Genomic DNA, 27,000 nt, shown 5'->3' with positions numbered 1-27,000 from the left:
CATGCCCCGCGCGCCGCGCGCCGTGCCCGCCTGGCTCGCCCACCCCTTCCGCTGGCAGCGTCTGCCCGTGCCGTGGGCGGGCGTTGCCCGCGGCGCTCTCTGCGCCGGACCGCTGCTTGCCGCGGGGACCGCCGTCGGGCACCCCGAGGCCGGCGTCCTCGCGGGCCTCGGTTCGATGCTGGCGGGGGTCAACGACCGTCCGGGCACCCGCCGCACCGGCATCGTCCACATCGGTCTGCCCGCCCTCGGCTCCGCCCTGGGCATGCTGCTCGGTGCCTCGCTGCAGGCCACCGGCGCCGGGTGGTGGCTGGTCCCGGCGCTCTTCGCCGTCGGATTCGTCTCCGGCGCCGGCAGCGTCGCGGGGCCCGTGCGCTCCAGTGCCGGCATGCAGATGCTGGCCACCACCATCCTCGGCGCGGGGATGCCGCTGCCCGGAACGCCCGGGGTGAAAGCGTTCCATGTCCTCGCCGGGTGCCTGTGGCTCCTGCTGCTGCGCCTCGTGCTGCGTCCACCGCGCCCCGCGGGTGGTGCGCTCGGCGGCGAGCGTGCGGCGGTGGCCAAGGTCTTCGACGCGCTCGCCGACGCCTTGGGCGCGGCCGGCGGACCAGGCGCCGAGCCCGCAAGGCGCCGGCTCACCGCCGCTCTCGACCGCGCCGACGAGGCCCTGCGGCTGCGGCACCTGACCGGCAGGCTGCTGTTGCGCCGCACCCGTACCGAAGAGCTGCTCCTGGCCGAACGGTTCGCCGCGGCGACGGCCCTGTGCGAGGCCAGCGTCGCGCTGCTGTGGGAGGCACGGCCGCTGCCGTCGCGGGTCGCGGCGAGCCCCCGGCAGTTCGCCGACGCCCTGCGCACCGGGCGACCGCCGGGGCGGCTGTCCGCCCCCGAGTCCAGTTCGGCCGGGCGCGGCGCCTTCGACCGCGCGCTGCTCGACGCCGCGGTCATCTTCGCCCGTCCCTGGCCGTCGGCGCAGCCGTCGCCGGGCACCGCACCGGCAGCGGACTCCCCGGGCGGCGGTGCGGCCGAGGACGCGGCGGCCACCGGCCCGGCGCGCACCCGGGCGGCCGAGGAGCAGTCCGTGGCCGGCCGCCCAGGGGGCGGGACCGCGGCGCGTCGGGCGCTGGGAGTCATCGGCCGGCGGACGCGGCGGGGCCGCAGCCTCCTCGGGCCCGCCGGGCGCGACTACGGGCTGCGGGTCGCGGTCTGCATCGCGGCGAGCACCGCGGTGGCGCTGCTGCTGAACCCCCACCACTGGTACTGGCTTCCGGTGACCGTCACCTTCCTCGTCAAGCCCGACCTGGGGCCGCTCTTCTCCCGTACGGTCAACCGTTTCGCCGGCACGGTCGCCGGCGTCCTGGTCTTCGCCGGGGCGGGCCTGCTGCTGCCCGGGTGGGCGTGGCCCCTGCTGATGGCCGGCCTGGGCGGGGCGCTGCTGCCGTTCGCCACCCGTCACTTCGCCCTGCAGACCGGCGCCATCACGCTCATGGTGCTGTCCTTCGTGTACGTCGGCGGCGACCCGCGGGCGGCCGGCGAGCGGATCGTGGACACCTCGATCGCCTGCGGCATCGTCCTCGTCGTCGGTCATCTGCCGCGGCTGGCGGATCCGCGCCGCCGGGTCGGCCAGCGGGTCACCGCCGCGCTGCGCGCCACCGAGCGGTTCCTGGGGCACGTCCTGACGTCGGAACCGGGGCAGGACGCCGGCGAGCGCCCGGCGCTGCGCCGGGCCGCCTACCGAGCGCTGGGCGAGGCCCGTGCGGCGGCGGAGACCGCCGCGGCCGAACTCCTCGCGGCCCGCGACCGCAACCCCGACTGGCCGGCCGTGGTGACCGCCGCAGAACGCATCGCGGACGCCGCGACCGCCTGCGCGGTACGCCTCGACCACGGTGCCCGCCGCCCCAGCGCCGACGAGGCGTGGCGGCTGTGCCAGGCGCTGTCCGCGATGGCCGACGCCCTGGAGGACCCGAGCGGGACTCCCCGCACACCGGTCCCGCGCCCACGGCCGGTTCCTGACTGCGCCACGCTCACGGACGTGGCCGCCGAGCTGGAGCAGCTGCGCGGCTACGCGGGCGCGGTCTGACGCGGGGACGGCAGCAGCCCCGACGAAACGGGGACGAACGCCCCCGGGGGCAGCGGGCGTTGGCCCGCTGTCCCCGGGGGCGTCGTCGGCGGAGCGAACCGTCAGCGGCCGCCGCGCTCCTTGCCCAGCAGTCCGGCACGCCGCAGCGCGTCGGCCATCGCGTCGTTCGCCGGTGCGGCATCGCGGCCGCCGCGGCGCTCCCCGCCACGTGCCGCGCCGCCCTGCCGCTGCCGAGGCGCACCGCCACGGCCGCCGGGACGCTGCCCTTCGCCGCCACTGCCGCCACTGCCGCCGCCGCGCCGCTCGCCGCCCGAGCCGCCCCGGCGCTCGCCGCCGCCGGCCGACGCGCCCTTGCCGTGCTCGTCGTCCAGCCGCAGCGTCAGCGAGATCCGCTTGCGCGGAATGTCCACATCGAGCACCTTGACGCGCACGATGTCGCCGGGCTTCACCACGTCCCGCGGGTCCTTGACGAAGGTCTTCGACATCGCCGACACATGGACCAGACCGTCCTGATGGACACCCACGTCCACGAACGCCCCGAAGGCGGCGACATTCGTCACCACGCCCTCCAGCAGCATCCCCGGCTGCAGATCGCCGATCTTCTCCACGCCCTCCTTGAAGGTCGCGGTCTTGAACACCGGACGCGGGTCACGGCCCGGCTTCTCCAGCTCCTGGAGGATGTCGGTGACCGTCGGCAGGCCGAAGGAGTCGTCGACGAAGTCCTCGGCGCGCAGCGACCGCAGCACCGAGGCGTTGCCGATCAGCGTGGCCACCTCACCGCCCGCGGACGCGCCCATCCGGCGCACCACCGGGTAGGCCTCCGGGTGCACGCTGGAGGCGTCCAGGGGGTCGTCGCCGCCCCGGATCCGCAGGAAGCCCGCGCACTGCTCGTACGCCTTCGGGCCGAGCCGCGCCACGTCCTTGAGGGCCTTGCGGGAGCGGAACGGGCCGTTGCTGTCGCGGTGCGCGACGATGTTCTCCGCCAGCCCCGACCCGATGCCCGAGACCCGCGAAAGCAGCGGCGCGGAGGCGGTGTTGACGTCGACGCCGACGCCGTTCACGCAGTCCTCGACGACCGCGTCCAGGGAGCGCGACAGCTTCACCTCGGACAGGTCGTGCTGGTACTGGCCCACCCCGATCGACTTCGGGTCGATCTTGACCAGCTCGGCCAGCGGGTCCTGCAGCCGCCGTGCGATGGACACCGCGCCGCGCAGCGACACGTCCATCTCGGGCAGCTCCTGCGAGGCGAACGCGGAGGCGGAGTACACCGAGGCACCGGCCTCGGACACCATCACCTTCGTCAGCTTCAGCTCCGGCTGAGCGGCGATCAGATCGGCAGCCAGCTTGTCGGTCTCGCGGGAGGCGGTGCCGTTGCCGATCGCGATCAGCTCGACGTCGTGCTCGCGCGCCAGCCGGGCCAGGGTCGCCAGCGACGCGTCCCACTTCTGCTGCGGGACGTGCGGGTAGATCGTCTCGGTGGCGGCCACCTTGCCCGTCGCGTCCACGACCGCGACCTTCACACCGGTACGGAAACCGGGGTCCAGGCCCATCGTCGCGCGCGTCCCGGCGGGCGCCGCCAGCAGCAGATCGCGGAGGTTCGACGCGAAGACCCGCACCGCCTCGTCCTCGGCCGCCTGCCGCAGCCGCAGCCGCAGATCGATCCCGAGGTGCACCAGCACCCGGGTGCGCCACGCCCAGCGCACCGTGTCCTGGAGCCACTTGTCGCCGGGCCTGCCGCGGTCGGCGACACCGAAGCGGTGCGCGATCGCCTGCTCGTAGGCGCTCGGCCCCTCCGTCACGGACGACGGGTCCTCCGGCTCCAGCGCGAGGTCGAGGATCTCCTCCTTCTCGCCGCGGAGCATCGCCAGCACCCGGTGCGAGGGCAGTTCGGTGAACGGCTCGGCGAAGTCGAAGTAGTCGGCGAACTTCGCGCCGGCCTCCTCCTTGCCCTCGCGCACCTTCGCCGCCACCCGCCCGCGCGACCACATCCGCTCGCGCAGCTCGCCGATCAGGTCCGCGTCCTCCCCGAACCGCTCGGTGAGGATCGCCCGCGCGCCCTCCAGGGCCGCGGCCGGGTCGGCGACTCCCTTGTCCGCGTCCACGAACGCGGCGGCGGCCGCGGCCGGCTCCGCCGTGGGATCGCCCAGCAGCCGCTCGGCCAGCGGCTCCAGGCCCGCCTCCCGGGCGATCTGGGCCTTGGTGCGCCGCTTGGGCTTGTAGGGCAGGTAGATGTCCTCCAGCCGGGCCTTGGAGTCCGCGCCGCGGATCTGGGCCTCCAGCGCTGCGTCCAGCTTCCCCTGGGACCGTACGGACTCCAGGATCGAGGTCCGCCGCTCCTCCAGCTCCCGCAGATAGCGCAGCCGTTCCTCGAGCGCGCGCAGCTGCGCGTCGTCGAGCGTTTCGGTGGCTTCCTTGCGGTAGCGCGCGATGAAGGGCACCGTCGAGCCGCCGTCGAGCAGTTCGACCGCGGCCTTCACCTGCCGCTCCTTGACGCCGAGCTCCTCGGCGATCCTCGCTTCGAGGGACCCGAGAGACCCGGTGGACACAGTGGATGCCGTCACGTTGATCCTGACCCGCCTTCCAGCGCTTGCTTGAGCCTTGCATTGTGCCGGGTGGCGGGCCGGGCTGTCGCGCCGCCCAGCCGGGGGGCCGGGGTGTGGGACGTGCACCCACACCCCGGCGGAAGGCTCAGCCCTTGCCGAACATCGACGCGGGGAAGGCCCCGGCGTTCATGGCGGTGGTGGCGAAACCGGCCGCCAGGTCGGTCAGCCGGGCCACGCCCTCGGCGCCCAGGTGCTCGTAGGGGGCGCGGTCCAGGCGGTCGGTGGTGTACTCCAGTTCCTTGCGCAGCTGCACGCCGGTCTCGGTCAACTCGCCCTCGGCGTCCAGGAGTCCGCGCGCACGCAGCCGCTCCTGCGCCTCGGTCCACTCCTCCTGCGACCAGCCGCGCGTCTGCATGACGCCCTTGTAGCTCATCCCGCGGCCGCTGGCGTTGTGCGTGACCAGCGCTTCGATGCCGTCCAGTTCGGCGTCCAGCAGAGCCATCAGGTGGCCGTCGCCGCGGTGCTCGCGCAGCAGCGTGGCGGCGTGCCAGTAGGCGAGGTGCGGGGCGTCCGGCACGGGCAGATCGGCGTGGGCGGCGAACAGCGGCCGGGCGTGGCGGCTGCCCGCCTCGGCGGCGCGCAGCGCCAGCTTCGCGGCCTCGGCCATCTCGGGCGACTCCAGGGCTTCCGCGCCGAGCAGCCGGCGCAGCGTGCTGTCGGCCGCGCGCAGCCGGGCCTCCAGCACGGCCTCCGGGGAGGCGGCCGACCAGACCTGCGGGACGTGCTGCGCGACGAGCTCGTGCTTGAAGTTGTAGAAGGTCGCCGTGATGGTGCCGGGGCCCACCGCGCCCATGGCCGCGCCGCGCGCCGCGAAGTAGGCGGCACTGCGGTTGTCGATCCCCACCTTGGCCAGTTCGGCCGGCAGGTCCGGCGAGAAGTAGTGGGTGGAGTGCAGCGGGTTGATGACGTTGTGGCAGTGACGGCCGGCGTGCTCGGGCAGTGCGCTCAAGGAGGTCATGCCAGCAGGTTACCGACCCGTCGGTATGGGTGGTACGTGAGGTCGCGCACCGCCCGGATCCCGGCGCGGTCCGGGCCGCCCCGCATCGGCCTCTGGCAGGAAAGGTGGGTTATTCGTCATTGCGGCCAAAGGCGCCGCTGCCCAGGATGGAGACATGGAGCAACGCGATGTGCTGGTCGTCCTCTTCGACGGCCTCCAGAGCCTCGACGTCAGCGGGCCGGTCGAGGTCTTCGCCGGCGCGAGCCGCGGCGTCCCCGGCGCCTACCGGATCCGCACGGCGGGGCTCGACGGCCGTCCCGTCCGCACCTCCAGCGGCCTGACGCTCACCCCCGACCTGCCGCTCGACGACACCGAGGCACCGCACACCCTCCTCGTCCCCGGCGGCGAGGGAACCCGCGCCCCCGACCCGCGGCTGATCGACTGGCTGCGCACGCACGCACCGCGTGCCCGCCGGAAGGTGTCGGTGTGCAGCGGGGCGCTGCTACTGGCCGAGGCGGGGCTGCTGGACGGCCGCCGGGCGACGACCCACTGGGCGCTGTGCGGCACCCTCGCCGAGCGCTTCCCCGCAGTCCGGGTCGAGCCGGAGCCGATCTACGTACGCGACGGCGATCTGGCGACCTCCGCCGGCGTCACCGCCGGTATCGACCTCGCGCTCGCGCTGGTGGAGGAGGACCTCGGCCGGGACCTCGCGCTGACCGTCGCCCGGCATCTGGTCGTCTTCCTGCGCCGCCCGGGCAACCAGACGCAGTTCAGCGCCCAGCTCGCCGCCCAGACCGCCGACCGGCGCCCGCTGCGCGACGTCCAGCAGTGGATCACCGAGAATCCTGCGGCGGACCTGTCCGTCGAAGCCCTCGCCGGCCGCGCGCGGCTCTCGGCCCGGCACTTCGCCCGTGCCTTCCGCGACGAGGTCGGTATGACGCCGGGGCGCTACGTCGACCGGGTCCGCCTCGAAGCCGCCCGCCGGCGCCTGGAGGACACCGCCGACGGCATCGAGCAGGTGTCCCGCCACTGCGGCTACGGCACCCCCGAGGCGATGCGCCGCGCCTTCCTCCGCGTCCTCGGCGCATCCCCGGCCGAGTACCGCCGCCGCTTCCAGCCCGCACATCAGGCCCGGTGAGCGGCGTGCGAGCCGACACCCCGGGCCATCCCGCACCCGCATCCTCACCGCACACCCGACAGGAGCACGCCATGCAGATCGCGATCCTTCTCTACGACCGCTTCACCGCCCTCGACGCCGTCGGACCCTACGAGACCCTCGGCCGGATCCCGGGCGCGCAGGCGCTGTTCGTCGGCGAGCGGACCGGCCCCTACCGCAACGACTCCGGCTCCCTCGCGCTCGTGGCGGACGCCGAGCTGAGCGACGCACCCGCCCCCGACGTCCTCGTCGTGCCGGGCGGCCCCGGCCAGATCGCCCTCATGGAGAACGGCCCGCTGCACGAGTGGATCCGCGCGGTGGACGCCGGCACCACCTGGACCACCTCGGTGTGCACCGGCTCGCTGATCCTCGCCGCCGCCGGCCTCCTCAAGGGCCGCCGGGCGACGTCCCACTGGCTCGCCCTGGACCAGCTCCCCGCCCTCGGCGCCGAGCCCACCGGCGAGCGGGTGGTCTTCGACGGCAAATACGTCACCGCCGCCGGCGTCTCCTCCGGCATCGACATGGGCCTTGCCCTGGCCGGCCGGATCGCCGGGGACACCGTGGCGCAGGCCATCCAGCTCGGTGTGGAGTACGACCCGCAGCCGCCCTACGACGCGGGCTCCCCGGACAAGGCACCGGCCGAGGTCACCGCGCTGCTGCGGGAGCGCAGCCGCTTCGTGCTGACGGGGGAGGAGTAGCGGCGCCGGGGGCCGTCCGGCCCCCGCGCCCGACGGCCCCCGGCCGCGGCGTCAGCCCGCGGGCCAGGTGAAACGCGGGGCCCGGCGCTCCAGGAAGGCGGCGGCGCCCTCCGCGGCGTCGCCGCTCCCGCGGCCCTGCTCGACCCAGAACGCACCCCGCTCCTCCGCCTGCGACGGCGGCATGTCCCACGTCCCGTCGGCCAGCTCCTTCGCCGCGGTCTGGGTCAGCAGCGACCGGCTCGCCAGCACCGCCGTGAACTCCGCCACCCGCTGGTCCAGCTCGCCGCCGGCGAGCACCTCGTCCACCAGACCGGTACGCAACGCCCGCCCGCAGTCGATCAACTCCCCGGAGAACAGCAGGTACTTCGCCGCGGCCGGGCCGACCAGCCGGACCAGCCGCCGGGTCGAGGACGCCGGATAGACCAGGGCCAGCTTGGCGGGCGTCACGCCGAACAGCGTGCCCTCCTCCGCGAACCGCAGATCGCAGGCGGCCGCCAACTGGCAGCCGCCGCCCACGCAGTACCCGCGTATCGCCGCCAGCGTCGGCCCGGGAAACGCCGCCAGCGCCTCCTCGGCCGCCACCGCGAGCCCCTGCGACTCCGCCGCCCCGGCCCGCAGCGACCCGATGTCCGCCCCGGCGCAGAACGTCCCGCCCTCGCCGGTCAGCACCAGTGACCGCACCGAGCGGTCCGCCGCCAGCCGCTCCAGGAGCGGTGGCAGATCTCGCCACATCCCCACGGCCATGGCGTTCCGCTTCTCGGGGTTGCTGATCACGACGGTCGCTGTGCCGTTGCTGACATGCGTCTTCAGGGCCGGTTCCATGCCCCGGATATTAGAGCGACGCCCCCGGGAGGGCCCGATACGATCGGCGGCCTGATGTCAGCCACCCTTGTCGCCAAAGACCTCGCCGCCGGCCACGGCGAGCGCGTCCTGTTCTCCGGCCTCGATCTGGTCGTCGCCCCGGGGGATGTGATCGGCCTCGTCGGCGCCAACGGCGCGGGCAAATCCACCCTGCTGCGCCTGCTGGCCGGCCTCGACACGCCGGAGGAGGGCAAGCTCGCGATCAGCCCGCCCAACGCGACCGTGGGCCACCTCCCGCAGGAGCCCGACCGGCGCCCCGGGGAGTCCGTACGGGCCTTTCTCGCCCGCCGCACGGGCGTCGCCGACGCCCAGCTCGCCCTGGACGCCACGACCCAGGCACTGGTCGACGAGCGGCCGGGCGCCGACGACGCCTACGCCACCGCCCTGGAGCGCTGGCTCGCGCTGGGCGCCGCCGACCTCGACGAACGCGCCGAGGAGACCGCCGCCCAGCTCGGCCTCACCGTCGGCCTGGACCAGCCCATGACGTCGCTGTCCGGCGGCCAGGCGGCCCGCGCCTCCCTCGCCTCACTGCTGCTCTCCCGCTACGACGTCTTCCTGCTGGACGAGCCGACCAACGACCTCGACCTGGACGGTCTGCACCGGCTGGAGGCCTTCGTCACCGGCCTGCGCGCCGGCACGGTCCTGGTCAGCCACGACCGCGAGTTCCTGACCCGCACGGTCAACCGCGTCGTCGAGCTCGACCTCGCCCAGCAGCAGGTCAACGCCTTCGGCGGCGGCTACGCGTCCTACCTGGAGGAGCGCGAGCGGGCCCGCCGCCACGCCCGTGAGGAATTCGAGGAGTACGCCGACACCAAGGCCGCCCTGGAGGCCCGCGGGCACCAGCAGCGCAACTGGATGGAGAAGGGCGTCAAGAACGCCCGCCGCAAGGCGCCCGACAACGACAAGATCGGCCGCAAGGCGCGGGTGGAGTCGACCGAGAAGCAGGCCGCCAAGGCCAAGCAGACGCAGCGCCTCATCGAGCGTCTCGAAGTCGTCGAGGAGCCCCGCAAGGAGTGGGAGCTGCGGATGGAGATCGCCGCGGCGCCACGGGCCGGCGCGGTGGTGGCGACCCTCCGCGGCGCCGAGGTACGCCGGGGCGACTTCCGCTTCGGGCCGGTGGACCTCCAGATCGACTGGGCGGACCGGGTCGCCATCACCGGCCCCAACGGCTCCGGCAAGTCCACCCTGCTCGCCGCCCTTTTGGGCAGGCTCCCGCTGGACGCCGGGCATGCCTCGCTCGGACCCGGCGTGGTCGTCGGCGAGGTCGACCAGGCGCGCGGCCTTTTCGTCGGCGACGAGCCGCTGATGGACGCCTTCCGGGCGTCCGTACCGGACCTGTCGCCCGCCGACGTGCGGACGCTGCTGGCCAAGTTCGGCCTGAAGGCGGCGCATGTGCTGCGCCCGGCCGGCACGCTGTCGCCGGGGGAGCGGACCCGCGCCGCGCTGGCACTCCTGCAGGGCCGTGGCGTCAATCTCCTCGTCCTGGATGAGCCCACCAACCACCTCGACCTGCCGGCCATCGAGCAGCTGGAGTCCGCGCTCGCCTCGTACGCGGGCACGCTGCTGCTGGTCACGCACGACCGCCGGATGCTGGACGCGGTCCACACCACGCGCCGTGTCGAGGTCGACGGCGGGCGGATCGCCGACCGGGCGGTGTGAGGTCCGGAAGCCCGTGCCCGCGGCGGAGGGCCGGCCCGGGGCCCGCGGGCCCCGCGGCCGGAAAGCGATTTGGCTCCGGCGCGGGCGACCCGTAGTGTGGGGTTCACCGACGCGGGGTGGAGCAGCTCGGTAGCTCGCTGGGCTCATAACCCAGAGGTCGCAGGTTCAAATCCTGTCCCCGCTACTCTCACAGCAGGCCCGGTGCCCCAGGCACCGGGCCTGCTGCGGTGTTGCCCGCTTTCCCGGCCACAGGACCGGCGAAATGGCGTGGACCGTACGGTGCCCTTTTCTCGAAGTCCGTGAACCGGGAACAAAAGGAACAAGACCGGTCGCCGGGCTGATCAGGCATCGCTGAATCGGTCAAAAGGCGTCGATAGAAGCTGACTTGTGTTCAGCAGGCCGGTCCGGACCAATACATTCTCAACACTCTTCCTGTGAGGATGCCTTCCGGACCCCCCGCAGAACCCCCCGAGGAGCTGACCTCCCCGCTCGCGTACGAAGGTGTGTGGCGGTTCACCGCCCCCGCACTGGAGTCGTCGGTGCCGCACGCGCGCCACGCGGTCCGGGATCTGCTCGACGAACAGCGCGTGCCCGTGGCCGCCGCCATCATGGACGGCCTGCTGCTGATCGTCTCCGAGCTGGTCACCAACGCCGTGCAGCACGCCGCGCTGCTCTCGCCGCAGATCGCCGTGCAGGTCACCATCGGCGCGAACTGGCTGCGGGTCGCGGTCGAGGACAACCACCCCTACCGCCCCAAGGCACTGGTGGCGGACGAGAGCGACCTCGGCGGCCGCGGGCTGTGGCTGGTCAAGATGCTCACCGCGGAAGCGGGCGGCAAATGCGATGTCGAGCACATCGCGAGCGGCGGCAAGGCCATCTGGGCCGAGCTGCCGCTCGCTCCGCTCGCTACCAGCCCGCCGCGTTCCCTGTGAGCTCCCGCACCGCCGGGCGCGCCGCGTCCAGCACGGTCATGAACCATGCGGAGAACGGCGCCTGGGCGTGCCGCTCGGCCAGTTCCTGCGCCGTGACGAACGCGATCTCGCCGATCTCCTCGGGGTCCGGTGCGGGCTCGGCCCGCACCAGCCCGACGAAGAGGTGGTTGAACTCCTGCTCCACCAGGCCGGAGGCCGGGTCGGGGTGGTTGTAGCGCACGGTGCCCGCCTCGGCCAGCAGCGCGGGCGCCAGGCCCAGCTCCTCGGCGGTGCGGCGGGCCGCCGCGGCGAACGGCGTCTCGCCCGGGTAGGGGTGGCCGCAGCAGGTGTTGGACCACACACCGGGGGAGTGGTACTTCGACAGTGCCCGGCGCTGGAGCAGCAGCCGCCCCGTCTCGTCGAAGAGGAAGACCGAGAAGGCCCGGTGCAGTTGCCCCGGGGGCTGATGGGCCGCGAGCTTCTCCGCGGTGCCGATCGTCGTACCGTCCTCGTCGACCAGCTCCAGCATGATCGGTTCGGCGGCGCCGTCCGGTGTGCTCACCGCCGAGAGCCCGGCGGTCTGTCCGTTGGCAGGTGTGATCGGCATGCCCATCCTTGTCGTCGGTCTTCGACGCCAAGTCTGCCCTAGCCGGGTGCGCATCAGTCGCAGAGTGGTGCAAGGTGGTGCGCGGCGTTGCTGTGTTCGATAGCGAAACGATCAGCGCGGCACGGCGGTGTGCGGGGTGGCACGGCAAGCACCGTCCGTAGTGCGACGGTCACGCGCTCGCGTGACCGTCGCCGGGCTCTCCAGCCTCCGGTCCGTGAGATGGTCCACACCTCTTGCCGCCCCTGAGTCCACCGTGCAGAGGCTTACGGGGCGAGGAAGGACCGGGTTCCGGGCGGATGCCGCGGGGGCGTCCGGGCCCGCGGCACGGATCTCGCCACAGCACCCCCGGGCACAACCCACCCCACCTGTGACCAGCCCTCTCATAACCGGCACCGGATCTGCCGCGGTGGCCGGCGGCAGTTGTTCATGGGCCGTCCGATCCACCATGATGATCGCGGCAGGCGCAGCCGTCGGTCACTCGATCGTGCGGTGAATGCGCGGTGAACGGCCGCATCCGGCGATCCGATAGCCTCTGCCGACGTGCCACCCACCCCTCCCCGGGGCGAGGTGTGCCACGCCCGCTGCCCGGGTAGTTCGTATCGAATGCGGACGGCCTGCGCTGCCTTGTCAGCATCCAAGGAGTGAGTTCGTCTGTCGACCGCCATCCTCACCGGTCCGCCGGTCGCCGGGTCGCCGCTCGAAGGCGACCTGCGCGCGCTGGGCTTCGACGTGCGCACGGCCCACGACGCCGCGTCGACGGCCGAACTGATCGCCGCAGTCCCCGCCCAGGAGCGGGTGGCCGTGGTGGACCCCCGCTTCGTCGGGCATCTGCACAGCCTGCGGCTGGCACTGACCGACCCCCGCTTCCCGGCCGCGGCCGTGCCCGGGGCGGTCACCGCCAAGCCCGAGGCGCGGCCCGTGCTCGCCCGCGCGGCCGCCTCGATTCCGGTCGGGGCCGGCACCGCCCACCTCACCGACGTGCTGACCGACACCCTGACCGACTTCCTCGACCGCGAGGACATCGGCCTGCACCGCGTCGAGCTGGGCAGCCTCGTCGCGGCCATCCCGCTGACCCCGGCCCAGCGCGAGGACGCGCAGGAGGCCGTCGCGGCCGTCGATGACGAGGCCGTCCGGCTGCGTACCGCCGTGAAGTCCCGTGACGGCTTCTTCACGACCTACTGCATCAGCCCGTACTCCCGCTACCTCGCGCGCTGGTGCGCGCGCCGGGGGCTCACCCCCAACCAGGTCACCACCGCGTCGCTGCTCACCGCGCTCATCGCGGCCGGCTGCGCGGCCACCGGCACCCGCGGCGGCTTCATCGCCGCCGGCGCCCTGCTGCTGTTCTCCTTCGTCCTGGACTGCACCGACGGGCAGCTCGCCCGTTACTCCCTGCAGTACTCGACGATGGGCGCCTGGCTCGACGCGACCTTCGACCGGGCCAAGGAGTACGCCTACTACGCGGGCCTCGCCGTGGGCGCGAGCCGAGGCGGCGGCACCGACGACGTCTGGGCGCTGGCACTCGGCGCGATGGTGCTGCAGACCTGCCGCCACATCGTCGACTTCTCCTTCAACGAGGCGAACCACGACGCCACCGCGAACACCAGCCCCACCGCCGCGCTCTCCGACAAGCTCGACAGCGTCGGCTGGACGGTCTGGGTACGCCGGATGATCGTGCTGCCGATCGGCGAACGCTGGGCCCTGATCGCGGTCCTCACCGCGCTCACCACCCCGCGGATCGTCTTTTACGTCCTGCTCGTGGGCTGTGCGCTGGCCGCGTGCTACACCACGGCCGGCCGGGTCCTGCGCTCGCTGACCCGCCGCGCGCGGCGCACCGACCGCGCCGCCCGGGCACTGGCCGATCTGGCCGACTCCGGTCCGCTCGCCGAGCTGATCGCCGGGAAGGCGCGCGGCCGCAGCCGCGCCGGTTCGTTCCTGGCCCCGGTCATGGCGTTCCTGTCCGCCGCCGTGCTGCTGGTCTGGGTGATCTTCCAGGACGACCCCGCTTCCTGGCTGACGGTCGGCGTCGCGGTCTGCTCCGCGGTGCTGGCCGGCGCGGCCGTGGCCCGCCCGCTCAAGGGCGTGCTCGACTGGCTGGTGCCGCCCCTCTTCCGGGCCGGCGAATACACCACGATCCTGGTGCTGGCGGCCCGCACCGACGACCCCGGTGCGCTGCCCGCGGCATTCGGGCTGGTCGCTGCGGTCGCCTACCATCACTACGACACGGTCTACCGCATCCGCGGTGGCACCGGAGCCCCTCCGCGGTGGCTCGTCCGGGCGGCCGGCGGACATGAAGGACGGATCCTCGTGATCACGGTCCTCGCCGCCCTGCTGTCGCCCGCAGGTTTCACAATCGCGCTGACGGCCCTTGCCGGGGCCCTGGCGCTGCTGGTGCTCATCGAGAGCATCCGCTTCTGGGTGACCGCTCATAACCACGGTGCACCCGCCGTACACGATGAAGGAGAACCCGCATGATCGGCCTCGTGCTGGCAGCCGGCGCCGGACGGCGTCTGCGCCCCTACACCGACACCCTGCCCAAGGCTCTGGTGCCGGTCGACGGGGACACGACCATCCTGGACCTGACCCTCGGCAACTTCGCTGAGATCGGCCTGACCGAGGTCGCGATCATCGTCGGTTACCGCAAGGAAGCGGTCTACGAGCGCAAGGCCGCCCTGGAGGCGAAGTACGGCCTCAAGCTCACGCTGATCGACAACGACAAGGCCGAGGAGTGGAACAACGCCTACTCCCTGTGGTGCGGCCGTGACTCGATCAAGCACACCGTGATCCTCGCCAACGGCGACACCGTGCACCCGGTCTCCGTCGAGAAGACGCTGCTCGCCGCCCGCGGCGACGGCAAGAAGATCATCCTCGCCCTCGACACGGTGAAGAACCTCGCCGACGAGGAGATGAAGGTCATCGTCGACGCCGACAAGGGCGTCCAGAAGATCACGAAGCTGATGGACCCGGCGACCGCCACCGGCGAGTACATCGGCGTCACGCTCATCGAGGGCGAGGCCGCCGACGAGCTGGCCGACGCCCTGAAGACCACCTTCGAGCGGGACCCCGACCTCTACTACGAGGACGGCTACCAGGAGCTCGTCAACCGCGGCTTCAAGGTGGATGTGGCCCCGATCGGCGACGTCAAGTGGGTCGAGATCGACAACCACGACGACCTGGCGAAGGGCCGTGACATCGCATGCCAGTACTGACCCGCCTCATCCCGTCCCCGGTCGTCGTCGACATCAACGCCGGCGCCCTGGACGACTTGGCGGGCCTGCTGGCCGATCAGCGCATCTCCGCGTCGGGCAAGCTCGCCATCGCGATCAGCGGGGGCTCGGGGGCACGGCTGCGCGAGCGGCTGTCCCCCGCGCTGCCCGGCGCCGACTGGTACGAGGTCGGCGGCGGCACCCTCGACGACGCGATCAAGCTCGGTGACGCCATGAAGAAGGGGCACTACGACGCGGTCGTGGGCCTCGGCGGTGGCAAGATCATCGACTGTGCGAAGTACGCCGCCGCGCGCATCGGGCTGCCGCTCGTCGCCGTCGCGACGAACCTCTCGCACGACGGCCTGTGCTCGCCGGTCGCGACCCTCGACAACGACGCGGGCCGCGGCTCCTACGGCGTGCCGAACCCGATCGCCGTGGTGATCGACCTCGACATCATCCGTGAGGCCCCGGTCCGCTTCGTCCGCTCGGGCATCGGTGACGCGATCTCCAACATCTCCGCGGTCGCGGACTGGGAGCTCTCGCACCGCGAGCGGGGCGAGGACATCGACGGGCTGGCGGCCGCCATGGCCCGCCAGGCCGGCGAGGCCGTGCTGCGCCACCCCGGTGGCGTGGGCGACGACGCCTTCCTGCAGGTGCTGGCCGAGGGCCTGGTCCTCACCGGCATCTCGATGTCGGTCGCGGGCGACAGCCGCCCGGCCTCCGGCGCCTGCCACGAGATCAACCACGCCTTCGACATCCTCTTCCCCAAGCGGGCGGCGAGCCATGGCGAGCAGTGCGGCCTCGGTGCCGCCTTCGCCACGCATCTGCGCGGGGACAAGGAGATGTCCCGCCTGATGGTCGAGGTGCTCAAGCGGCACGGGCTGCCGGTCACGCCGGGTGAGATCGGCTTCACGGACGAGGAGTTCGTGCAGGTCGTGGAGTTCGCCCCGAAGACCCGCCCCGGTCGTTACACGATCCTGGAGCACCTGGACCTGTCCGCCGACGAGATCAGGGACGCATACGCTGACTATGCCAAAACCATCGGTAGCTGAACTCCGCCCGGTCGTTCACCCCGAGGGTGTGAAGGACCGGCGGAGCGGTGAGCACTGGGCCGGTCGCCTCTACATGCGGGAAATCTCCCTGCGCTGCGACAGGTACCTGGTGAACACCAGGATCACGCCCAACCAGCTCACGTACCTGATGACCGTCGCGGGTGTCCTGGCGGCCCCGGCCCTCCTGGTGCCGGGGATCTGGGGTGCCGTCCTCGGTGTGGTGATGGTTCAGCTCTACCTGCTGTTGGACTGCGTCGACGGGGAGATCGCCCGCTGGCGGAAGCAGTTCTCGCTCGGCGGCGTGTACCTGGACCGTGTCGGCGCCTACCTGTGCGACGCGGCGGTCCTGGTCGGCTTCGGTCTGCGCGCGGCCGACCTGTGGGGCAGCGGGCGGATCGACTGGCTGTGGGCCTTCCTCGGTACGCTCGCCGCGCTCGGCGCCATCCTGATCAAGGCGGAGACCGACCTCGTCGGGGTCGCCCGTCACCAGGGCGGGCTGCCGCCCGTCAAGGAGGCCGCGTCGGAGCCGCGGTCGTCCGGTGTGGCGCTGGCCCGCAAGGCCGCCGCTGCGCTGAAGTTCCACCGTCTGGTCCTCGGCATCGAGGCGTCCCTGCTGATCCTGGTCCTGGCGGTCCTCGATCAGATGCGGGGGGACCTCTTCTTCACCCGCCTGGGCGTCGCCGTGCTCGCCGGCATCGCGATCCTCCAGACGCTGCTCCACCTCGTGTCCATCCTCGCCTCCAGCAGGCTCAAGTGACGGGGGCGCCCGGCATGCAGCAGTCCCCGTACCCGGGCAGGGTCGGCGCGGTCGTCCTGACCATGGGCAACCGCCCCGAGGAACTGCGCGCGCTGCTCGACTCGGTCGCCAAGCAGGACGGCGACCCGGTCGAGGTGGTTGTCGTGGGCAACGGCTCGCCGCTGCCCGAGCTCCCCGAGGGCGTACGGACCGTCGAGCTGCCGGAGAACGTCGGCATCCCGGCGGGACGCAACGTCGGCATCGAGGCGTTCGGGCCCGGCGGCCGCGAGGTCGACATCCTGCTCTTCCTCGACGACGACGGTCTGCTCGCCACGGAGGACACCGCGAAGCTCTGCCGGGAGGCCTTCGCCAAGGACCCCGAGCTCGGCATCATCAGCTTCCGGATCGCCGACCCGGACACCGGGGAGACCCAGCGCCGGCACGTGCCGCGACTGCGTGCCGCGGACCCGATGCGGTCCTCCCGGGTCACGACCTTCCTCGGCGGCGCCAACGCGGTGCGCACCAAGGTGCTCGAAGAGGTCGGCGGGCTGCCCGACGACTTCTTCTACGCCCACGAGGAGACGGACCTGGCCTGGCGGGCCCTGGACGCGGGCTGGATGATCGACTACCGGTCGGACATGCTGCTGCTGCATCCGACGATGGCTCCCAGCAGGCACGCGGTCTACCACCGCATGGTGGCCCGCAACCGGGTCTGGCTGGCCCGCCGCAACCTCCCCGCGCCGCTGGTTCCGGTCTATCTCGGTGTCTGGTTCCTGCTCACGCTCGCCCGGCGCCCCTCGTGGCCCGCGCTGCGGGTATGGCTGGGCGGCTTCAAGGAGGGCTGGGCCACACCGTGCGGTCCCAGGCGCCCCATGAAGTGGGCTACCGTTTGGCGACTGACCCGACTGGGCCGCCCTCCCGTCATCTGACAAGCTCGTATCTGAGAGCATCAGCCGCGAACCGGGGCGTGGCCCCGGCAGCGCACCTTGAGGACGAAAGTGTCAACTGTGAGCGAGACCACGCACGACAGTGCGGTCGCCATGAGTGCCCCGCCAGCTTCCGACGAGGGGCTCACCCCTGCCCAGCGTGCCCAGAAGTACGGGCTCTCGCAGAGCGGTGCCCGCCCCACCCTCCCGCAGTACATCCGGGAGCTGTGGGACCGGCGGCATTTCATCTCCGCCTTCGCCAGCGCCAAGATGACGGCGCAGTACAGCCAGGCGAAGCTGGGCCAGGTCTGGCAGGTGGCGACGCCGCTGCTGAACGCGCTCGTCTACTACCTCATCTTCGGTCTGCTGATCGGCACCCGGAACGGCGTCCCGGACTTCGTCCCGTTCCTGGTCACCGGCGTCTTCATCTTCACCTTCACGCAGAGCTCGGTGATGGCGGGCACGAAGTCGATCTCGGGCAATCTCGGGCTGGTGCGCGCGCTGCACTTCCCGCGCGCCTGCCTGCCGGTCTCCTTCTGCCTGATGCAGTTGCAGCAGCTGGTGTTCTCGATGGGTGTGCTGCTGGTCATCCTGCTCGGGTTCGGGCAGATGCCCACCTGGTCGTGGCTGCTGGTCTTCCCCGCACTGCTGCTGCAGTTCACGTTCAACACCGGCCTGGCGATGGTCATGGCCCGGCTGGGCAGCAAGACGCCCGACCTGGCGCAGCTGATGCCGTTCATCATGCGCACGTGGATGTACGCGTCCGGCGTGATGTTCAGCATCGACGTGATCCTCAAGGGCAAGAACGTCCCCGGCTTCGTCGAGTGGCTGCTCAACGCCAACCCGGCCGCCATCTACATCGACCTGATGCGGTTCGCGCTGATCGACAGCTTCACCGCGGAGAAGCTTCCGCCGCACGTCTGGGCGTTCGCCGGCGGCTGGGCGCTGGTGATGGGCGTCGTCGGCTTTGTGTACTTCTGGAAGGCTGAGGAGCGGTACGGACGTGGCTGAGAAAGAGAACGGCGTCCAGCCGACCAAGGCGGCGGAGGCCCGCATCCCGACGGTGATCGCGGACGATCTGCACATCGTCTACCGCGTCTACGGCACCGGCGCGGGCAAGGGCGGCGCCACGGCGGCGCTGAACCGCATCATCCGGCGCAAGCCGTCGGCCGGTGTGCGCGAGGTGCACGCGGTCAAGGGCGTCTCCTTCACCGCGTACCGGGGTGAGTCGATCGGCCTGATCGGTTCGAACGGCTCCGGCAAGTCGACGCTGCTCAAGGCGGTCGCCGGACTGCTCCCGGCCGAGCGCGGCAAGGTCTACACGCACGGTCAGCCCTCGTTGCTCGGCGTCAACGCGGCCCTGATGAACGACCTGACCGGCGAGCGGAACGTCATCCTCGGCGGCCTGGCCATGGGCATGTCCCGCGACCAGGTCCGCGAGCGCTACGACGGCATCGTCGACTTCTCCGGCATCAACGAGAAGGGCGACTTCATCTCGCTGCCGATGCGGACCTACTCCTCCGGGATGGCGGCCCGTCTGCGGTTCTCCATCGCGGCGGCCAAGGACCACGACGTGCTGATGATCGACGAGGCGCTCGCCACCGGTGACCGCAGCTTCCAGAAGCGCTCCGAGGCCCGCATCCGCGAGCTGCGCAAGGAGGCCGGTACGGTCTTCCTGGTCAGCCACAACAACAAGTCGATCAGGGACACCTGCGACCGGGTGCTGTGGCTGGAGCGGGGCGAGCTGCTGATGGACGGCCCGACGGACGAAGTGATCAAGGCTTACGAGAAGGAGACGGGCAAGTAGTCCCGCGCGCTGTGCGAAGGCCTCCGCGAGTCCGCCTCGCGGGGGCCTTCGACTGTGCGGGAGGGGGCAACTCCTGGGGCGCGCACCATAGTTGAACGCCGCTCACAATTGACCGGAAGTTTGCCCGCCCGCCCCGGTACCCCCTCGTACGCGGGCGAGCTGTACGGCGTAAGCTGTACGGGTACTGAACAGCACAAGTGGTATAAGTCGGGCAAAAGTTACCTCATGGGCCTGGGCGGCATGATCGGGCGTGTCGCGGACTGCGGCGTGTCCGAAATGGGATGTTTTGACTTGGCGGTGTAGAACGGGAGACGTGACGGCAATGGCTACTGGTTCGCTCCGGCTCCCCAACGCGCCGGGCAGCCCCCGATGAGCGAACGGGAGGCGACGCCCGGCGTCACACCGCGGACGGTGGCCTCCGGCGGGGCGGCCGACGCCCAGTCGCGCACCGTCCTGGACCAGGCCGCCCACGAGAACTTCCCGGTGGCGCCGTTCTTCCTGCCCCGCGCCTGGCGCACCGACCTGATGGCCGTCTACGGCTTCGCCCGGCTCGTCGACGACATCGGCGACGGTGATCTCGCCCCCGGAGGCGGCGACGCCGTGCTGCTGGGCCTCGACCGTGAGCAGAGCGACGACCGCCCCGCGATGCTGGACGCGCTCCAGGCCGACCTCGACCGCGTCTTCAGCGACCTGGCCCCCGGCCCCCGCCATCCGCTGATGCGGCGGCTCGGCCCGACGGTGCGCCGCTGCCGGCTGACCCCCGAGCCCTTCCTCGGCCTGATCGAGGCGAACCGGCAGGACCAGCGGGTGGCCCGCTACGGCACCTACGACGATCTGCTCGCCTACTGCGAGCTGTCCGCCAATCCCGTCGGCCGGCTCGTCCTCGGCATCACCGGCACCACCACCCCCGAACGCGTCCGGCGATCCGACGCCATCTGCACCGCCCTGCAGATCGTCGAGCACCTCCAGGACGTCGCCGAGGACCTCGGCCGCGACCGCATCTATCTCCCCGCCGAGGATCTGAAACGTTTTGCCGTCACGGAAGACGATCTGCGGGCCCCCAGAGGGGGCGCATCGGTGCGCGCACTGATCGCCTTCGAGGCCGAACGCGCCCGTGAGCTGCTGAATGAAGGCGCCCCGCTGGTGGGTAGCGTCCACGGCAGACTCAAGCTGCTGCTGGCCGGTTTCGTGGCCGGCGGACGTGCCGCACTCCGGGCGGTGGCCGCCGCCGATCACGACGTACTCCCTGGACCACCCAAGCCGACCAAGCTCAGCCTGCTGCGCGAGGTGGGGGCGACATTGCGAAGAGAGGGGTGAGCAGGACCGTGGAGGCAACCGCACACGCGTCCGCGCCGGTGCTCGCTGCATACCGCTACTGCGAGACCGTCACCGGGCAGCAGGCACGAAACTTCGCTTACGGCATCCGGCTGCTGCCGAACGACAAGCGGCAGGCGATGTCGGCGCTCTACGCCTTTTCGCGACGGGTCGACGACATCGGCGACGGCACCCTGGAGCCCGCCGCCAAGCACCAGCGGCTGGAGGACACCCGGGCCCTGCTGGCGCGCATCAAGGACGGCCTGGTCGACGAGGACGACACCGACCCGGTGGCCGTCGCGCTCGCCGACGCCGCCCGTCGTTTCCCGCTGCCGCTGGAAGGTCTCGACGAGCTCATCGACGGCGTCCTGATGGACGTGCACGGCCAGACCTACGAGACCTGGGACGACCTCAAGGACTACTGCCGCTGCGTCGCCGGAGCCATCGGCCGGCTCTCGCTGGGCGTGTTCGGCACCGTGCCCGGAGCGCAGGACACCGAGCGCGCCGCGGAGTACGCCGACACCTTGGGGCTCGCCCTGCAACTGACCAATATTCTCAGGGATGTTCGCGAGGACGCCGGCAACGGCCGCACCTACCTGCCCGCCGAGGATCTCGCCAAGTTCGGCTGTGCGGAGGGGTTTCACGGTCCGGTCCCGCCGCCCGGCGCCGACTTCACCGGGCTGGTGCACTTCGAGGTCAGCCGCGCCCGCGCCCTGTTCGCCGACGGCTTCCAGCTGCTGCCGATGCTCGACCGGCGCAGCGGCGCCTGCGTGGCCGCGATGGCGGGCATCTACCACCGGCTGCTGACGCGGATCGCCGCCGACCCCGAGGCCGTGCTGCGCGGCCGGGTCTCGCTGCCCGGCCGGGAGAAGGCGTTCGTCGCCGTGCGCGGTCTGTCCGGGCTCGACGCCCGCGCCATCGGGCGCCGCCAGGCGGTCAGGAGGCGCGGATGACGTGCCCGGCCACGAACGACAGCGGCGACCCCGCGTCAGCGCGGTGCGCAACCCTTCCCGGGGCGGCTGCGTCCCAGGCAGGTGTGAGGGGGGATGACGCATGACATCGGGAGCCACGCACGCCGACCTGCGCCGCGTCCGGTCGTCGGACGGGGCCGGGCGCACCGCGGTGGTCGTCGGGGGCGGCCTCGCGGGCACCACGGCGGCCCTCGCGCTGGCCGACGCCGGGCTGCGGGTCACCCTCGTGGAGGGCCGGCCCAGGCTGGGCGGGCTGGTCTTCTCCTTCCGTCGGAACTCCGCCGCGGGCGAGCTGAGCGTCGACAACGGCCAGCATGTCTACCTGCGCTGCTGCACCGCCTACCGCGGCTTCCTGGAACGGCTCGACGCCGACCACCTGGTGCCCCTCCAGGACCGCATGGACGTCCCGGTCCTCGACCCCGGAGGCACCCCCCGCTCGAAGCCCGGCGGAGGGATGCGGCTCGGCCGGCTGCGGCGTACGGCCCTGCCGGTCCCGCTGCATCTGGCCGCGAGCCTGGCCGGCTATCCGCACCTCTCGCCCGCCGAGCGGGCCGGCGTCGTGCGCGCCACCCTCGCCCTGAAGGGGCTCGACCCGGCCGACCCCGCCCTGGACGGCGTGGACTTCGGCAGCTGGCTGCGCCGGCACGGCCAGTCGGCCCGCGCGGTCGAGGCCCTGTGGGACCTCGTCGGAGTGGCCACCCTCAACGCCACCGCCGACGCGGCCTCGATGGGGCTTGCGGCCAAGGTCTTCAAGACCGGGCTGCTCTCCGCTCCCGGCGCCGCCGACATCGGCTGGTCCCGGGTGCCGCTCGGCGACGTCCACGACACCCTCGCCCGCACCGCACTGGACAAGGCCGGGGTGCGCGTCGCCCTGCGCACCCGTGCCGGCGCCGTGACCCGCACCGACGCGGGCGGCTGGCAGGTCACCGTGGAGAACGGCCCGCACGACCGCGAGCAGCTCGCGGCGGACACCGTCGTCCTCGCCGTACCGCAGCGCGAGACGCACGCGCTGCTCCCGGACGGAGCCCTGGCCGACAAGGACCGGCTGCTGGGGATCGGCACCGCGCCGATCCTCAACCTCCATGTCGTCTACGACCGCAAGGTGCTGCGCCGCCCCTTCTTCGCCGCCGTCGGCTCCCCGGTGCAGTGGGTCTTCGACCGCACGGACACCTCGGGTCTCGCGCGCGTCCCCGGCGGTGAGGGCAGCCAGTATCTGGCCGTCTCGCAGTCCGCCGCGCAGGAGGAGATCGACCAGCCGGTCGCCGCGCTCCGTGCCCGCTATCTGCCCGAGCTGGAGCGGCTGCTGCCCGCCGCCCGGGGCGCGGGCGTCCGCGACTTCTTCGTCACCCGCGAGCGCACCGCGACCTTCGCGCCCGCACCGGGCGTCGGCAGGCTCCGCCCCGCCGCCCGCACCCAAGCCCCCGGCCTGTTCCTGGCCGGTGCGTGGACCGCCACCGGGTGGCCCGCGACCATGGAAAGCGCTGTGCGCAGCGGCACTGTCGCCGCTCGCGAGGCACTCAACGAACTCGGCTTGCCTCAGGGCCGGTTGCCCAAGGAGGCGGCATGACTACGAGTACGAGCGCTCGCACGAGCACGAGTATCGGAAACAGAGGAGAAACCGTGAATCCGGCTTCCCCAGCTATCGACACCGAGAGCGTCACCGCGCTGCTGGAGCGCGGGCGGACGCTTGCCACTCCCGTGCTGCGTGCCGCCGTGGAACGGCTCGCTCCCCCCATGGACACCGTCGCCGCCTACCACTTCGGCTGGATCGACGCCGAGGGCCGCCCCACCACGGGCGACAGCGGCAAGGCCGTACGGCCCGCGCTCGCCCTGCTGTCCGCGGAGGCCGCGGGGCAGGCTCCCGAGGTCGGCATCCCGGGCGCCGTCGCCGTCGAGCTGGTGCACAACTTCTCGCTGCTGCACGACGACCTGATGGACGGCGACGAGCAGCGCAGGCACCGCGACACCGTCTGGAAGGTGCACGGTCCCGCGCAGGCCATCCTCGTCGGCGACGCGCTGTTCGCCCTCGCCAACGAAATACTGCTGGAGCTCGGCACGGTCGAGGCCGGCCGGGCGACCCGCCGACTCACCCTGGCCACGCGCAAGCTGATCGACGGTCAGGCCCAGGACATCTCCTACGAGCACCGCGAGCGGGTCACCGTCGAGGAGTGCCTGGAGATGGAGGGCAACAAGACGGGGGCGCTGCTCGCCTGCGCCGTCTCCATCGGCGCGGTCCTCGGCGGCGCCGACGACCACACCGCCGATGTCCTGGAGAAGTACGGCTACCACCTCGGCCTCGCCTTCCAGGCCATCGACGACCTGCTGGGCATCTGGGGCGACCCGGAATCCACCGGCAAGCAGACGTGGAGCGATCTGCGGCAGCGCAAGAAGTCACTGCCGGTCGTCGCCGCCCTGGACGCCGGCGGCACCGCCTCCGAACGCCTCGCCCGGATCCTTGCGGCGGACGCCAAGAAGAGCGAGACCGAGATCGCGGACTTCACCGAGGAGGAGTTCGCCTCCCGTGCCGCCCTGATCGAGCAGGCCGGCGGCCGGGACTGGACCTCCCAGGAGGCCCGCCGCCAGCACGCCACCGCCATCGCCGCGCTGGACGAGGTCGAGATGCCCGAGCGCATCCGCGCGCAGCTCGTCGCCCTCGCGGACTTCGTCGTCGTACGAGAGAGATGATCACGATCGTGACGTATTAGATCGCAGTCGCCGGCCGGTGCCAGCCGGGCGCGGGCCGACGCTATCCCTGAGCACGCTTCACAGTTCACTGCAGAAGGGGAAGCCATGACAGCGACGACCGACGGAAGTACCGGGGCGCTGCCGCCCCGGCCCCCTTCGGCCAGCGATGCCACCGCCGAGACAACCGAACACCAGCAGGGCGCCGCGGCGCACGACACGGCCTTACGCGACACGGCGAACGCCGCACGGCGCGCGACCGCCCGCGCCACCGAGCTCCTGCTCTCCCAACAGGATCCCGCCGGTTGGTGGAAGGGCGACCTCGACACCAATGTGACGATGGACGCCGAGGACCTGCTGCTCCGTCAGTTCCTGGGCATCCAGGACCCCGAGGTGACCGAGGCGGCGGCCCGCTTCATCCGCGGTGAGCAGCGCGCGGACGGCACCTGGGCCACCTTCTACGGCGGGCCCGGCGAACTCTCCACCACCATCGAGGGCTATGTGGCCCTGCGGCTCGCGGGCGACGCCCCGGACGCACCGCACATGGCCCTCGCCTCGGCCTGGGTGCGCGAGCGCGGCGGGATCGCCGCCGCCCGGGTCTTCACCCGCATCTGGCTGGCCCTCTTCGGCTGGTGGAAGTGGGACGACCTCCCCGAGCTGCCGCCGGAACTGATCTATTTCCCCAAGTGGTTCCCGCTCAACATCTACGACTTCGGCTGCTGGGCGCGGCAGACGATCGTGCCCCTGACCGTCGTCTCGGCCAAGCGCCCGGTGCGCCCGGCGCCCTTCGCCCTCGACGAGCTGCACACCGACCCGCGCCGCCCCAACCCGCCGCAGCCGCTCGCTCCCGCGACCAGCTGGGACGGCGTCTTCCAGCGCCTGGACAAGGCCCTGCACCTCTACCGCAAGGTCGCGGTGCGCAAGCTGCGCGGCGCCGCGATGCGCGCCGCCGCCCGCTGGATCATCGAACGCCAGGAGAACGACGGCTGCTGGGGCGGTATCCAGCCGCCCGCCGTCTACTCCGTCATCGCCCTGCACCTCCTGGGCTACGACCTCGACCACCCGGTGCTGCGCACCGGCCTGGAGTCGCTGGACCGCTTCACCGTCTGGCGCAAGGACGAGCCCGACGGCGCGCCCGTGCGGATGATCGAGGCATGCCAGTCCCCGGTGTGGGACACCTGCCTGGCCACCATCGCCCTCGCCGACGCCGGACTGCCGCCCGACCACCCGCAGTTGGTCAAGGCGGCCGACTGGATACTGGCCGAGGAGATCGACCGCCCCGGGGACTGGCAGGTGCGCCGACCCCGGCTCCGCCCCGGTGGCTGGGCGTTCGAGTTCGAGAACGACAACTACCCCGACATCGACGACACCGCCGAGGTGGTGCTGGCGCTGCGCCGCGTCGCCCACCCCGACCCCCGGCGCGTCGATGCGGCCGTCCGCAGGGCGGTCCGCTGGACCTTCGGCATGCAGTCCAGGAACGGAGCCTGGGGCGCCTTCGACGCGGACAACACCAGCCCGCTGCCCGACCGCCTGCCGTTCTGCGACTTCGGCGAGGTCATCGATCCGCCGTCGGCCGACGTGACCGCCCATGTCGTCGAAATGTTCGCAGATGTCGGCAGGACGCACGATCCGCGCACCCGCCGCGGAATCGACTGGCTGCTGGCCGAGCAGGAGCCCAGCGGCGCCTGGTTCGGCCGCTGGGGCACCAACTACGTCTACGGCACGGGATCGGTGCTCCCGGCGCTCGCCGCGGCCGGCATCCCCGGCTCGCACCCCGCGGTCCGCCGGGCCGTCGGCTGGCTCCGGCGCGTCCAGAACGACGACGGCGGGTGGGGCGAGGACCAGCGGTCCTACCAGGACAAGGAGTGGGCCGGGCGCGGTGCCTCGACCGCCTCGCAGACCGGGTGGGCGCTGATGGCGCTGCTCGCGGCCGGCGAGCGGGACAGCGACGCCGTACGGCGCGGGGTGCGCTGGCTGGCCGGCACCCAGCGCGAGGACGGCTCATGGGACGAGCCGTACTTCACCGGCACCGGCTTCCCCTGGGACTTCTCCATCAACTACCACCTGTACCGCCAGGTCTTCCCGCTGACGGCCCTCGGCCGCTACGTCAACGGCGGACCGGCCGGTGCGCCCTTGGGGGCCTGATGCCGGGACGCCCCCCGACGGACGTGGATCCCCCGCTGCTGGTCGCCTGCGCGCTCGGCATCGAGCGGTTCGCGCTGCGGGGCGGCAGTCGCTCCGGTGCGGGCCCGCAGCTGGTCACGCTCCGCACGGGCATGGGCCCCCAGGCGGCGGAGCGGGCGGTCACGAAGGCACTGCGCGACGGCTCCGCCACCGCGCTTTCACCGGTCGTCGCCAGCGGCTTCTGCGCCGGCCTCGCCCCGGGCATGCGGCCCGGCGATGTCGTCGTCGCCGGGACCACCCGCGACCACCGGCCGGACGCCCCGGAGGTGCTCTGCCGCGACAACGGCCCGCTGCTTCGGGCCCTGCGGCAGCGCGGGCTGACGGTGCACACCGGGTTGCTGAGCGGCTCCGACCACGTCGTCCGCGGCGCCGAGCGGGCCGAGCTGCACGCCGCGGGAGCCGTCGCGGTGGACATGGAATCCGCCGCCACGCTCCGCGCGGCGGTGCGCTCGGGAATCCGTCCGGTTGCGGCCGTCCGGGTGGTCGTGGACGCTCCAGAACATGAACTCATGCGCATCGGCACCGTGCGCGGTGGAATATCGGCCTTCCGTGTGCTGCGCTCCGTTATTCCTGTTCTCTTCGAATGGCACCGTTCTTTGCTGCTCCCCAGGAGGTGAGC

At 72.5% G+C, this 27,000-nt stretch carries 22 protein-coding genes and 1 tRNA gene; 19 read left to right on the top strand and 4 right to left on the bottom strand.

All coding sequences use genetic code 11. The features are described 5' to 3' along the window. The first annotated feature begins 1 nt into the window (after position 1). Positions 2-2,074, top strand: coding sequence for an FUSC family protein (locus tag QOM21_RS06840; RefSeq protein ID WP_407548841.1), 2,073 nt, complete (start codon positions 2-4; stop codon positions 2,072-2,074). Between the two features lie 101 nt (positions 2,075-2,175). Here QOM21_RS06840 and QOM21_RS06835 read toward each other — a convergent pair whose 3' ends face one another. Beyond that, on the bottom strand, positions 2,176-4,635 hold the full coding sequence (locus QOM21_RS06835) for a Tex family protein (protein WP_407548840.1): 2,460 nt from the start codon (positions 4,633-4,635) through the stop codon (positions 2,176-2,178). Between the two features lie 127 nt (positions 4,636-4,762). Next, the gene (locus tag QOM21_RS06830) at positions 4,763-5,635 is read right to left on the bottom strand and encodes an SCO6745 family protein (RefSeq protein WP_407548839.1); all 873 of its coding nucleotides are present in this window, start codon (positions 5,633-5,635) and stop codon (positions 4,763-4,765) included. 154 nt (positions 5,636-5,789) lie between these two features. On the opposite strand from QOM21_RS06830, the gene QOM21_RS06825 reads away from it, so the two are divergent. Further along, entirely contained in the window at positions 5,790-6,752 is a 963-nt protein-coding gene (locus QOM21_RS06825) for a GlxA family transcriptional regulator (protein ID WP_407548838.1), read from the top strand. 71 nt (positions 6,753-6,823) lie between these two features. Further along, positions 6,824-7,468: a DJ-1/PfpI family protein gene (locus tag QOM21_RS06820; RefSeq protein WP_407548837.1), complete on the top strand. Its 645-nt coding sequence runs from the start codon at positions 6,824-6,826 to the stop codon at positions 7,466-7,468. A gap of 51 nt (positions 7,469-7,519) precedes the next feature. On the opposite strand, the gene QOM21_RS06815 is transcribed toward QOM21_RS06820, so the two are convergent. Then, a complete protein-coding gene (locus tag QOM21_RS06815) occupies positions 7,520-8,290 on the bottom strand; it encodes an enoyl-CoA hydratase/isomerase family protein (protein WP_407548836.1) in 771 nt (256 codons plus the stop codon). Between the two features lie 54 nt (positions 8,291-8,344). On the opposite strand from QOM21_RS06815, the gene QOM21_RS06810 reads away from it, so the two are divergent. The 3 genes from QOM21_RS06810 (at position 8,345) to QOM21_RS06800 (ending at position 10,920) form a co-directional block, all read left to right on the top strand. Further along, positions 8,345-9,988 carry an ABC-F family ATP-binding cassette domain-containing protein gene (locus QOM21_RS06810; protein ID WP_407548835.1) on the top strand — a complete coding sequence of 548 codons (1,644 nt, stop codon included), beginning with the start codon at positions 8,345-8,347 and terminating at the stop codon, positions 9,986-9,988. A 110-nt stretch (positions 9,989-10,098) separates the two neighbouring features. After that, positions 10,099-10,172: transfer RNA gene (locus QOM21_RS06805), tRNA-Met, on the top strand. Positions 10,173-10,428: 256 nt separating this feature from the next. Next, positions 10,429-10,920: an ATP-binding protein gene (locus QOM21_RS06800; protein WP_407548834.1), complete on the top strand. Its 492-nt coding sequence runs from the start codon at positions 10,429-10,431 to the stop codon at positions 10,918-10,920. Here the strand turns inward: QOM21_RS06800 and idi are convergent. Next, positions 10,895-11,506, bottom strand: coding sequence for an isopentenyl-diphosphate Delta-isomerase (idi, locus tag QOM21_RS06795; RefSeq protein ID WP_407548833.1), 612 nt, complete (start codon positions 11,504-11,506; stop codon positions 10,895-10,897). The genes QOM21_RS06800 and idi overlap by 26 nt on opposite strands. Before the next feature lie 651 nt (positions 11,507-12,157). Here idi and QOM21_RS06790 point away from each other — a divergent pair. The 13 genes from QOM21_RS06790 (at position 12,158) to QOM21_RS06730 (ending at position 26,998) form a co-directional block, all read left to right on the top strand. After that, positions 12,158-13,978: a DUF5941 domain-containing protein gene (locus QOM21_RS06790; RefSeq protein WP_407555591.1), complete on the top strand. Its 1,821-nt coding sequence runs from the start codon at positions 12,158-12,160 to the stop codon at positions 13,976-13,978. Continuing rightward, positions 13,975-14,712, top strand: coding sequence for a sugar phosphate nucleotidyltransferase (locus QOM21_RS06785; protein ID WP_407548832.1), 738 nt, complete (start codon positions 13,975-13,977; stop codon positions 14,710-14,712). The genes QOM21_RS06790 and QOM21_RS06785 overlap by 4 nt, the downstream gene beginning before the upstream one ends. Then, positions 14,700-15,761, top strand: a complete 1,062-nt coding sequence (locus QOM21_RS06780; RefSeq protein ID WP_407548831.1) for an iron-containing alcohol dehydrogenase family protein — start codon at positions 14,700-14,702, stop codon at positions 15,759-15,761. The genes QOM21_RS06785 and QOM21_RS06780 overlap by 13 nt, the downstream gene beginning before the upstream one ends. Further along, entirely contained in the window at positions 15,739-16,518 is a 780-nt protein-coding gene (locus tag QOM21_RS06775; protein ID WP_407548830.1) for a CDP-alcohol phosphatidyltransferase family protein, read from the top strand. The genes QOM21_RS06780 and QOM21_RS06775 overlap by 23 nt, the downstream gene beginning before the upstream one ends. A gap of 14 nt (positions 16,519-16,532) precedes the next feature. Beyond that, positions 16,533-17,426 carry a glycosyltransferase family 2 protein gene (locus QOM21_RS06770; protein ID WP_407548829.1) on the top strand — a complete coding sequence of 298 codons (894 nt, stop codon included), beginning with the start codon at positions 16,533-16,535 and terminating at the stop codon, positions 17,424-17,426. A 78-nt stretch (positions 17,427-17,504) separates the two neighbouring features. Continuing rightward, on the top strand, positions 17,505-18,434 hold the full coding sequence (locus tag QOM21_RS06765; RefSeq protein WP_407548828.1) for an ABC transporter permease: 930 nt from the start codon (positions 17,505-17,507) through the stop codon (positions 18,432-18,434). Then, positions 18,427-19,230, top strand: coding sequence for an ABC transporter ATP-binding protein (locus QOM21_RS06760; protein WP_393891598.1), 804 nt, complete (start codon positions 18,427-18,429; stop codon positions 19,228-19,230). Before QOM21_RS06765 ends, QOM21_RS06760 begins: the two co-directional genes overlap by 8 nt. Positions 19,231-19,599: 369 nt before the next feature. Continuing rightward, the gene (gene hpnC / locus QOM21_RS06755; protein ID WP_407548827.1) at positions 19,600-20,547 is read left to right on the top strand and encodes a squalene synthase HpnC; all 948 of its coding nucleotides are present in this window, start codon (positions 19,600-19,602) and stop codon (positions 20,545-20,547) included. After that, complete coding sequence (hpnD, locus tag QOM21_RS06750; RefSeq protein ID WP_407548826.1) at positions 20,544-21,497, top strand: presqualene diphosphate synthase HpnD; 954 nt, start codon at positions 20,544-20,546, stop codon at positions 21,495-21,497. Before hpnC ends, hpnD begins: the two co-directional genes overlap by 4 nt. Positions 21,498-21,597: 100 nt before the next feature. Then, positions 21,598-23,082 carry a hydroxysqualene dehydroxylase HpnE gene (gene hpnE / locus QOM21_RS06745; RefSeq protein ID WP_407548825.1) on the top strand — a complete coding sequence of 495 codons (1,485 nt, stop codon included), beginning with the start codon at positions 21,598-21,600 and terminating at the stop codon, positions 23,080-23,082. Between the two features lie 53 nt (positions 23,083-23,135). Continuing rightward, positions 23,136-24,200 (top strand): polyprenyl synthetase family protein, encoded by a 1,065-nt coding sequence (locus QOM21_RS06740; RefSeq protein ID WP_407548824.1) that lies wholly within the window; start codon positions 23,136-23,138, stop codon positions 24,198-24,200. 105 nt (positions 24,201-24,305) lie between these two features. Continuing rightward, positions 24,306-26,342, top strand: a complete 2,037-nt coding sequence (shc, locus tag QOM21_RS06735; RefSeq protein ID WP_407548823.1) for a squalene--hopene cyclase — start codon at positions 24,306-24,308, stop codon at positions 26,340-26,342. Further along, positions 26,342-26,998 carry a 1-hydroxy-2-methyl-2-butenyl 4-diphosphate reductase gene (locus QOM21_RS06730; RefSeq protein ID WP_407548822.1) on the top strand — a complete coding sequence of 219 codons (657 nt, stop codon included), beginning with the start codon at positions 26,342-26,344 and terminating at the stop codon, positions 26,996-26,998. Before shc ends, QOM21_RS06730 begins: the two co-directional genes overlap by 1 nt. Positions 26,999-27,000 lie beyond the last annotated feature (2 nt).

Origin of the sequence: Streptomyces sp. Pv4-95 (assembly GCF_045782725.1) — a bacterium.
GTDB lineage: Bacteria > Actinomycetota > Actinomycetes > Streptomycetales > Streptomycetaceae > Streptomyces.
Note: the sequence above shows the minus strand (reverse complement) of the source record. Positions and strands in the feature narration are given on the sequence as shown.

Coding starts and splice junctions, on each gene's coding strand:
- QOM21_RS06840 (WP_407548841.1), top strand. CDS start 2: ATGCCCCGCGCGCCGCGCGCCGTGCCCGCCTGGCTCGCCCACCCCTTC.
- QOM21_RS06830 (WP_407548839.1), bottom strand. CDS start 5,635: ATGACCTCCTTGAGCGCACTGCCCGAGCACGCCGGCCGTCACTGCCAC.
- QOM21_RS06825 (WP_407548838.1), top strand. CDS start 5,790: ATGGAGCAACGCGATGTGCTGGTCGTCCTCTTCGACGGCCTCCAGAGC.
- QOM21_RS06820 (WP_407548837.1), top strand. CDS start 6,824: ATGCAGATCGCGATCCTTCTCTACGACCGCTTCACCGCCCTCGACGCC.
- QOM21_RS06815 (WP_407548836.1), bottom strand. CDS start 8,290: ATGGAACCGGCCCTGAAGACGCATGTCAGCAACGGCACAGCGACCGTC.
- QOM21_RS06810 (WP_407548835.1), top strand. CDS start 8,345: ATGTCAGCCACCCTTGTCGCCAAAGACCTCGCCGCCGGCCACGGCGAG.
- QOM21_RS06800 (WP_407548834.1), top strand. CDS start 10,429: ATGCCTTCCGGACCCCCCGCAGAACCCCCCGAGGAGCTGACCTCCCCG.
- idi (WP_407548833.1), bottom strand. CDS start 11,506: ATGCCGATCACACCTGCCAACGGACAGACCGCCGGGCTCTCGGCGGTG.
- QOM21_RS06785 (WP_407548832.1), top strand. CDS start 13,975: ATGATCGGCCTCGTGCTGGCAGCCGGCGCCGGACGGCGTCTGCGCCCC.
- QOM21_RS06780 (WP_407548831.1), top strand. CDS start 14,700: ATGCCAGTACTGACCCGCCTCATCCCGTCCCCGGTCGTCGTCGACATC.
- QOM21_RS06775 (WP_407548830.1), top strand. CDS start 15,739: ATGCCAAAACCATCGGTAGCTGAACTCCGCCCGGTCGTTCACCCCGAG.
- QOM21_RS06770 (WP_407548829.1), top strand. CDS start 16,533: ATGCAGCAGTCCCCGTACCCGGGCAGGGTCGGCGCGGTCGTCCTGACC.
- hpnC (WP_407548827.1), top strand. CDS start 19,600: ATGAGCGAACGGGAGGCGACGCCCGGCGTCACACCGCGGACGGTGGCC.
- hpnE (WP_407548825.1), top strand. CDS start 21,598: ATGACATCGGGAGCCACGCACGCCGACCTGCGCCGCGTCCGGTCGTCG.
- shc (WP_407548823.1), top strand. CDS start 24,306: ATGACAGCGACGACCGACGGAAGTACCGGGGCGCTGCCGCCCCGGCCC.
- QOM21_RS06730 (WP_407548822.1), top strand. CDS start 26,342: ATGCCGGGACGCCCCCCGACGGACGTGGATCCCCCGCTGCTGGTCGCC.